4 protein-coding genes, 1 rRNA gene and 2 pseudogenes are annotated in these 8813 nt (G+C 39.1%); 3 read left to right on the top strand and 4 right to left on the bottom strand.

Annotated features, from left to right (window positions below):
- The 4 genes and pseudogenes from ARADI_RS15010 to rluD form a co-directional block, all read right to left on the bottom strand.
- Window positions 1-941 (bottom strand): 16S ribosomal RNA (locus tag ARADI_RS15010); the annotation flags it as partial.
- 530 nt (window positions 942-1471) lie between these two features.
- On the bottom strand, window positions 1472-4045 hold the full coding sequence (gene clpB, locus ARADI_RS15005; protein WP_119712524.1) for an ATP-dependent chaperone ClpB: 2574 nt from the start codon (window positions 4043-4045) through the stop codon (window positions 1472-1474).
- A gap of 135 nt (window positions 4046-4180) precedes the next feature.
- Window positions 4181-4908, bottom strand: a pseudogene (pgeF, locus tag ARADI_RS15000) (peptidoglycan editing factor PgeF).
- Window positions 4909-5886: a 23S rRNA pseudouridine(1911/1915/1917) synthase RluD gene (gene rluD / locus ARADI_RS14995; protein WP_119712523.1), complete on the bottom strand. Its 978-nt coding sequence runs from the start codon at window positions 5884-5886 to the stop codon at window positions 4909-4911.
- A 133-nt stretch (window positions 5887-6019) separates the two neighbouring features.
- Here rluD and bamD point away from each other — a divergent pair, with 133 nt between their 5' ends.
- From bamD to pheA, 3 genes and pseudogenes are all read left to right on the top strand, one after another.
- On the top strand, window positions 6020-6751 hold the full coding sequence (gene bamD, locus ARADI_RS14990; protein WP_439647141.1) for an outer membrane protein assembly factor BamD: 732 nt from the start codon (window positions 6020-6022) through the stop codon (window positions 6749-6751).
- A gap of 308 nt (window positions 6752-7059) precedes the next feature.
- Window positions 7060-7390, top strand: a pseudogene (hpf, locus tag ARADI_RS14985) (ribosome hibernation-promoting factor, HPF/YfiA family).
- 246 nt (window positions 7391-7636) lie between these two features.
- Window positions 7637-8800, top strand: coding sequence for a bifunctional chorismate mutase/prephenate dehydratase (gene pheA / locus ARADI_RS14980; protein WP_119712521.1), 1164 nt, complete (start codon window positions 7637-7639; stop codon window positions 8798-8800).
- Window positions 8801-8813 lie beyond the last annotated feature (13 nt).

Genomic DNA, 8813 nt, shown 5'->3' with positions numbered 1-8813 from the left:
TTTCGAAGGCACTTCTCTATCTCTAAAGGATTCGCTGGATGTCAAGAGTAGGTAAGGTTCTTCGCGTTGCATCGAATTAAACCACATGCTCCACCGCTTGTGCGGGGGCTCCCGTTAATGCGGCCGTACTCCTCAGGCAGTCGATTTAACACGTTAGCTCCGCAGGCCACAGCTCATGACCACAACCTCCAAATCGACATCGTTTACAGCGTGGACTACCAGGGTATCTAATCCTGTTTGCTCCCCACGCTTCCGCATATGAGCGTCAGTCTTTGTCTAGGGGGCCGCCCTTCGCCACCGGTATTTCTTCCACATCTCTACGCATTTTACCGCTACACATGGGATTCTACCCCCTATACAAGACTTTAGCTAACCAGTCTTGAATGCCATTCCCAAGTTAAGTCGGGGATTTCACATCCAACTTAATTAACCGCCTGCGTGCTCTTTACGCCCAGTAATTCCAATTAACGCTTTCACCCTTTGCTGGCACGGAGTTAGCCGGTGCTTCAACGTCAATTGCTAACCTCACAACTGAAAGTACTTTAAAGTAAAAGTACTTTACAACCCGAAGACCTTCTTTATACACGCGGCATGGCTGCATCAGGCTTGCGCCCATTGGGCAATATTCCCCACTGCTGTTTCCTTCCCGTAGGAGTCTGGGCCGTGTCTCAGTCACAATGTGGCTGATCATCTTCGCCTAGGTAAGCCCTTACCCCACCTATTAGTTAATCTTATATGGGTTCATCTAAAGGTATGAGGTTATTACGGTCCCCCACTTTGCTCCTTAGAGATTATGCGGTATTAGCCACCGTTTCCAGTGGTTATCCCCCCCGCCTTCGGCCAGATTTTTGTATCTTACTTATTTGTCCGCCGCTTGACTTGCATGTGTTAGGCCTCTGCCGCCAGCGTTCAATCTGAGCCATGATCAAACTCTTCAATTAAAAGCTTGATGCTCAAAGAATGTTTTACTGATCGTAACGCCCTTTTGTTCAACTCGCTTTGCCGATGTTTGACTACCTTCGCCGCTGCCGACCAAAATAACGTTACTGCATATTAGTTCATATATGAATTAACTATTTTGTCACTCTTCAAGACTTTAAAATCAAATATTTTTTGATGATGTCTTGCGAGTGCCCACACAGATTGTCTAATTAATTGTTAAAGAGCGTGCGACCTGGGCAACGAGGTGGCGTATATTACGCTTTTCACCTTAATTTTCCTTTACGCTTTTATTCATCAATTGATGAGTAAGGATTGGGTTAACGGGTCAGCATTATAGGGGCTTTTCTGAAACTAACAACTATTATTTACATTTTTTCTGTTTAAGTGCTCATTTATTGCTCTAACTTTGAATTGATAATATCTATGCTAGTTGCTAATAATGATCTTTAATCAAGGCGATTGCGTTCTTATAATACTATTGAAGAGGCAAATATTACCTCTTCAAATAAGATTAACAATTTAATTTTATTTATTGCTTAGCAACAATAACACCTTTTTTAATATCTAAAGTGACTTGTTTGCCCGGCACTAATTTGCCTGATAACATCTGTTCAGCCAATGGATTTTCTATCTCTTGTTGGATCGCTCGTTTCAAAGGGCGTGCGCCAAATACCGGATCAAATCCCGCTTCGCCTAATTTTTCTAACGCCGCTGGCGTGATTTTTACTTTATAGCCTTGCTCTTCCATTCGCTTATATAAACGCGATAGTTGGATATGCGCAATTTCTGTAATTTGCTCTTTATCGAGTGGATGGAATACTACTACTTCATCAATACGGTTAATAAATTCGGGTCGGAAACTACAGCTGACAACTTCCATGACGAGCTCTTTCATTTCGTCATAACCTAAGCTACTAAAACGCTCTTGGATCAAATCCGAACCTAAGTTTGATGTCATAATGACAATCGTATTACGAAAATCGACCGTTCTTCCTTGCCCATCGGTCAAACGTCCATCATCCAGAACTTGCAATAAAATATTGAAAACATCTGGATGCGCTTTTTCAATTTCATCAAGCAAAATAACAGAATAAGGGCGGCGTCGGATTGCTTCGGTTAAATAACCGCCTTCCTCATATCCTACATAACCTGGAGGTGCACCAACTAGCCTGGAGACTGTATGTTTTTCCATAAATTCTGACATATCAATACGTACCATTGCATCGTCAATATCAAATAAAAAATTTGCCAGTGCTTTACATAGCTCGGTTTTACCAACACCCGTAGGACCTAAAAATAAAAATGAGCCAATAGGCCGATTTGGATCTGATAAACCAGCACGACTACGCCGAATAGCATCAGATACCGCATCAACAGCTTCATTCTGACCAATAACACGCTTATGCAGATCCTGTTCCATATGGAGTAACTTTTCACGTTCACTTTCTAACATTCTTGAAACGGGAATGCCTGTCCAGCGCGCTAATATTTCTGCAATCTCTGCATCAGTTACTTTATTGCGCAATAACTTCATGGTGTGACTTTCCGCTTTAGTGGCAGCTTCAAGTTGTTTTTCTAATGCAGGAATTTTACCATATTGCAATTCTGACATTTTAGCTAAATCCCCACTACGCCGAGCCTGCTCCACACTTATGCGTGCGTTTTCCAATTCCGCTTTTATATGCTGTGTACCGGTAAGCTCTGCTTTTTCCGCTTTCCACTCTTCTTCTAACTCTGAATATTCCCGTTCTTTTTCCGTTAGTTCTTCCTCTAACATTTTAAGCCGCTTTTTACTGGCGTCATCAGATTCCTTTTTTAGAGCTTGTTGTTCAAGCTTTAATTGAATAACTCGACATTCTAAACGATCAAGCGCTTCCGGTTTAGAATCCATCTGCATCCGTAAGCTAGCGCCTGCTTCATCAATTAAATCTATTGCTTTATCAGGTAGCATACGATCAGAAATATAGCGATTTGATAAACTGGCAGCAGCAACAATGGCAGGGTCAGTTATCTGTACATGATGATGCAGTTCATAACGTTCTTTCAGTCCCCTTAATATTGCAATAGTGTCCTCAACGGTAGGTTCAGCCACATAAACTTTCTGGAAACGACGCTCTAATGCTGCATCTTTTTCAATATACTGACGATATTCATCAAGTGTGGTAGCACCTACACAATGCAATTCTCCTCGCGCTAGTGCTGGTTTTAACATATTACCAGCATCCATTGCTCCTTCAGCTTTACCTGCACCAACCATAGTATGTAATTCATCGATAAACAGAATCACACTTCCTTCTTGTTTGGCCAGATCATTTAATACAGCCTTTAAGCGCTCTTCAAATTCGCCTCGATATTTTGCGCCAGCCAGCAAAGCACCCATATCTAAAGAGAGAACGCGTTTATTTTTCAGCCCTTCGGGTACTTCACCATTAACAATTCTTTGAGCAAGACCTTCAGCAATCGCGGTTTTACCTACCCCTGGTTCACCAATTAAAACCGGATTATTTTTTGTTCGGCGCTGGAGAACTTGTATCGTTCGGCGGATCTCTTCATCACGTCCAATAACAGGATCGAGTTTGCCTTGTTCAGCTCTTTCAGTTAAATCAATTGTGTATTTTTTAAGTGCTTGACGCTGCTCTTCAGCACCTTGGTCATTAACATTATCACCACCACGCATTTGTTCTATCGCCTTTTCTATATTTGCTTTATTCGCTCCCATCGTTTTAAGCGTATCTACCAGGGAGGTTTTGGCATCAAAAATTGCCAGGAGAAATAGCTCTGAGGATATAAACGTATCACCTCGCTGTTGCGCCAGCTTATCACACAAATTTAAGTGCCGAATAAGATCGTTTGATGGCTGGATATCACCAGCAGTGCCATGCACTTGCGGTAAAGTATTGAGAATATCGTTTAATTTGTTACTAAGCTGACTGATATTAACCCCTATCGATGTCAATAAAGGACGTAATGTACCGCCTTCTTGATCTAACAAGGCAACCAGTAAATGTACTGGTTCAATAAATTGATTATCTTGTCGAATTACTAAAGATTGAGCATCAGCTAGTGCTTGTTGAAATTTGTTGGTAAGCCGATCCAAACCCATAATACCTCCAAAATACAATTGCAATCATTTATGCAGATTAAATGAGGTTTTATTTCATATTATTCAAGTTATTTACGATAAAAATCAGCTATTAATATAAAAAATAGTAATTAATCTGATTAAAGATTATTTTAATCAGATCAATGATGCGATTCGTCCTGTTACGTCATCACGCCGATAAGGGGGAAAACACGTTAGCTCACTAACCGTACAATAGGTTCCACCATAAATATTTTTGACACCCACTGCGTTTAATTTCAAACTCGCTAGCAAGTAGAGATCAGCGAGATATTTACCATTATTATAAGCTTTAAAACTTTGCACTAATTCTGCATCATGTTCAATAAAAGCATCCCTGACTTCACCGTCTACTTCAAATTTTTCCGCCCTAATTGCCGGTCCCAACCAGGCCATAATAGAGGAACCCGGTGATTTAAATTGTTTTATTGCCTTTTCCAGGATCCCATCACACAAACAGCGCCAGCCAGCATGTACGGGCAGCAATTTTCGTGCCTTGCTCGTTACAGAGTAAAACAGGCAACCGGTCTGCTGTCATCACGACACATACCTGTCCTCGGCTAGCTACTATATGCAGCATCCGCTTGCCGATTACCACTGTTTTCGTTAGCCAAATCGATAATATGCGTGACATGTACCTGATTAAGCCAGGAAGGCTGTATTGGTAGTTGGGCAATTTTCATTAAGCTACTGCGATTCTGTTCCATTAATCTCGTTTGATCTCCGACATGTAACCCTAGATTGAAACTGTCATAAGGTGGCAAACTATCGCCACCAATAGGGGTTGTACTACAAGCCATGACTGTTTTAGGTTGCGGCCAGTCCGGATATATTAAGCTATCCATTTACCAATCCATCTCATCTTTGTGCATCATTGCATCTGCTTTGAGTATATTAATTAGTATAACCATATCTGCAGGAATATCTGCGTGCCGCTCCATTTCAATACCTGTACGAGGGTGATATAAACGTAACATCGTGGCATGGAGTGCCTGACGATCAAAATTGTTCATAACTTGACGAAACTCTTCCGAAACACCTTTTAATGGGCGTGGACGGCCACCATATACCGGGTCGCCAACTAAAGGATGATCAATATGCGCCATGTGAACACGAATTTGATGCGTTCTACCCGATTCTAACCGCAATCTAAGCCTGGTATGAGCGCGAAAATGCTCCATTACTCGATAATGGGTAATAGCGGGTTTGCCCAGCGGGTGAATGGCCATATGTGTTCGCTTAGTTGGGTGACGAGCAATAGGTTCATCTACCGTTCCACCAGCAGTCATACGACCATTTACTACCGCTTCATATTCACGCGTAATCTCTCTTAGCTGTAAAGCTTCAACCAGATGAGTCTGGGCAGGAATCGTTTTTGCAATAACCATTAACCCGGTAGTATCTTTATCAAGCCGATGAACGATCCCCGCTCGTGGAACATTAATAATCTCAGGATAGCGATATAAAAGTGCATTTAGTACCGTTCCATCAGGATTCCCTGCACCAGGATGAACCACTAAATCACGAGGTTTATTAATGACAATTATTTCGTCATCTTCATAAACAATATTTAATAGAATATTTTGTGGCTGCCAGCACATATCTTCTTCAATAAGTACATCAATGGCAATTTGTTCGCTACCAAATACTTTTTCTTTCGGCCTATTTATAATTTTACCATTTACCTGCACTCTATTATCTAAAATCCACTCTTTTATTCGTGAGCGAGAATAATCAGGAAATAATTCAGCTAATGCTTGGTCTAAACGTTGGCCAAGTTGCGATTCTAGAATTTGCGTCTGGAGTTGTAATTGTTGAGCCATAAAATTATCTACAGTAAAGTTTACATTTTGACGGCAGTGCCGTTTTAATTAAAATATGTGCTATTGTAACTCATATTCCGTTAGGGGCTTTATGGAGATCGCCCCAAAAACATTCAGAGGAAATAACCACGTGATTAGAAGTATAAAATATCTGCTGGCAGCAGCCACATTGAGTTTACTTATTACCGGATGCTCCAGCAATAAGGATACTGTACCAGAAAGCTCTCCCACTGATATCTATACCAGCAGTCAAGAGAAACTACAAAACGGTAATTATAAAGGGGCAATTAAATTATTAGAAACCCTTGATAATCGTTATCCATTTGGCCCTTATGCCCAACAGGCTCAACTGGATATGATTTATGTCTACTATAAATCAGCGGAGCTGCCATTAGCGATAGCAACCATTGACCGATTTATTCGCCTGAATCCAACACATCCCAATATTGACTATGTTTTGTATATGCGCGGCCTTACAGCACAAGCGTTAGACGATAGTGCCCTACAAGATTTTTTTGGTATTGATCGCTCAGATCGCGATCCTCAACATGCAATTGTAGCCTTTAGAGACTTTAGCCAATTGGTTCGTTTTTACCCAAATAGTCTGTATGCAACAGATGCTAGCAAACGTTTAGCCTTCCTAAAAGAGCGTTTAGCAAAATATGAACTGACTATTATTAAATATTATAATAAACGTGGTGCTTATGTTGCTGTTATTAATCGCACTGAACAGATGCTAAAAAATTATCCCGATACCCAGTCAACACGCAATGCATTAAAATACATGGAAATAGCCTATAATAAATTAGGTTTAACACAGGAAAAAAATAAGGTTGCAGAATTAATCGCAGCTAACCCTGCCTAGAGGCGAAATAATCGTTAGAAGCTATTGATTAAAAACAGCAAAGCTATTTTGCTGTTTTTAACTTTAATAGTAAAAAGAGTTTTAGCCAGACACTAACTTTTTAAACCGATAAAAATAGCTCAATCAAGTAATAATGCAAAAAAAACAGTATCTTATGCAAGTAGCAAGCATCTTTTTTTGATAATGCATCACAATCTCATGATTACTTTAACTAGAGACCAAATAAAACCGATCAAGATCACTTTTTTTTCTATTAATTATCGCTATTTTGAAAACATTCATAACTCAATGACAAGTGAGGTAGCGATATGATAGTTAGTATAACAAGCAAATGCATAGAAATTACACCTGCTATACGTCACCACATTGAAGAACGTTTGAATAAACTTAGCAAATGGCGAGTTTCTTTAATTAATCCTTACATTGTGCTGTCAAAAGAGCCTCAAGAGTTTATTGTCGACGCCAATATTCACACACCTAATAGAAAATTATTTGCAAGCGCAAAAACATAGTAATTTTTATATTGCAACCAATGAATTAATAACTAAACTTGAGAAACAACTTAATAAGCGTCAACATAAAAATGAGGCCAGACGTGCTTATCCAGCCGCAAAAGAGATAGATCTTGCCGCCTTGTAATAATAATTTCGCTATTTTATTTTTCTCTAAGCGCACTTTTAATAGTGCGTTTTTTATTATGTTATTTGTTTTGCCTAACATAAAAATAAGCTTCATAATTCATACTGATGGAAAACAGGATTAATAATTAAGCTTAATCATTATACTCACTGAGTTTTTGTTGGCTTCTTGATAATTATCATAAAGGCGTTTTTTTATTATCATTCATCGCCCAAAAATAAAAAAATACAACCAGAGAAAATTATTATGGATAATAAATCTAATCTATTAAATATGCAGAAAAAAATAGATGAACTTGATAGTTTGTTATTAAATTTACTGGCGGAAAGACATCATTTAGCAACTAATATCGCTGACGCTAAATTAAAAATAAATCAGCCTATTAATGAGACAAATGATGAACAGCAATTGCTAAATAGATTAACCGCCGAATGGAAAAAACAAGGTCTAGATAGCTTTTATATCACGCGCCTTTTTCAAACTATCAATCAAAATTTCGTGTTAACGCAGCAGGCTGTTTTTCAGCAATACTTAAATCCAGTACCAAATAATTCTGGCCGAATTGCTTTTTTAGGCTCTAATGGATCCTATTCTCATCTTGCAGCACGTCAATATTCAGCCCGCCATTTTAGCCAATCAATGGAATGTAGTTGTGATAAATTCGAAGATATCTTTGCTCTAGTCGAGACAAAGCAAGCTGATTACGGCATTTTACCTATAGAAAATTCGAGTTCAGGTGCAATTAATGATGTATATGATTTACTACAAACCACTCTACTTTCAATCGTAGGCGAAATGCGTTTACCTATTAATCACTGCCTACTAGCAATAACTAAAGTACCATTAGAAAATATTGAGACGGTATATAGCTATCCACAACCATTTCAACAATGTAATCAATTTCTACAACAATACCCTAATTGGAAAATTGAATATTGCGATAGTAGTTCCAGTGCCATGCAGAAAGTGGCTAAAATTAATTCAGCTAAAGTGGCCGCATTGGGTAGTGAAATTGGCGGCGCGTTATATGGCTTGACCATTTTAGAACATAATATAGCCAATCAATCGAATAATATGACCTGTTTTATTGTTATCGCACGTGATGCGGTACAAGTATCAGAGCAAATTCCCGCTAAAACTACATTGTTGATCGCGACCAGCCAACATGCCGGTGCTTTAGTCGATGCATTATTAGTACTGAAAGAACATAATATTGTTATGAGTAAATTAGAATCTCGCCCTAGCGATAACAAACCATGGGAAGAAATGTTTTATATTGATGTACAGGCAAACTTACGCTCATTAGATATGCAACATGCTTTAGAAAAGTTAACTGCAATGACACGCTCAATAAAAATTTTAGGCTGCTATCCAGCTGATAATTTAGCATCTACCGATGTTGCTAACTAAAAAACCGGTTGTA

The sequence above is a fragment of the Arsenophonus endosymbiont of Aleurodicus floccissimus genome, assembly GCF_900343025.1.
In the GTDB taxonomy this organism is placed as follows: Bacteria; Pseudomonadota; Gammaproteobacteria; order Enterobacterales; family Enterobacteriaceae; genus Arsenophonus.
The sequence above is the reverse complement of the archived record's forward strand: the minus strand, read 5'-3'. Positions and strand labels throughout refer to the sequence as shown.

What these genes read in the sequence shown, in the direction of transcription:
- clpB (WP_119712524.1), bottom strand. Translation starts at nt 4,045, where the DNA reads ATGGGTTTGGATCGGCTTACCAACAAATTTCAACAAGCACTAGCTGAT.
- rluD (WP_119712523.1), bottom strand. Translation starts at nt 5,886, where the DNA reads ATGGCTCAACAATTACAACTCCAGACGCAAATTCTAGAATCGCAACTT.
- pheA (WP_119712521.1), top strand. Translation starts at nt 7,637, where the DNA reads ATGGATAATAAATCTAATCTATTAAATATGCAGAAAAAAATAGATGAA.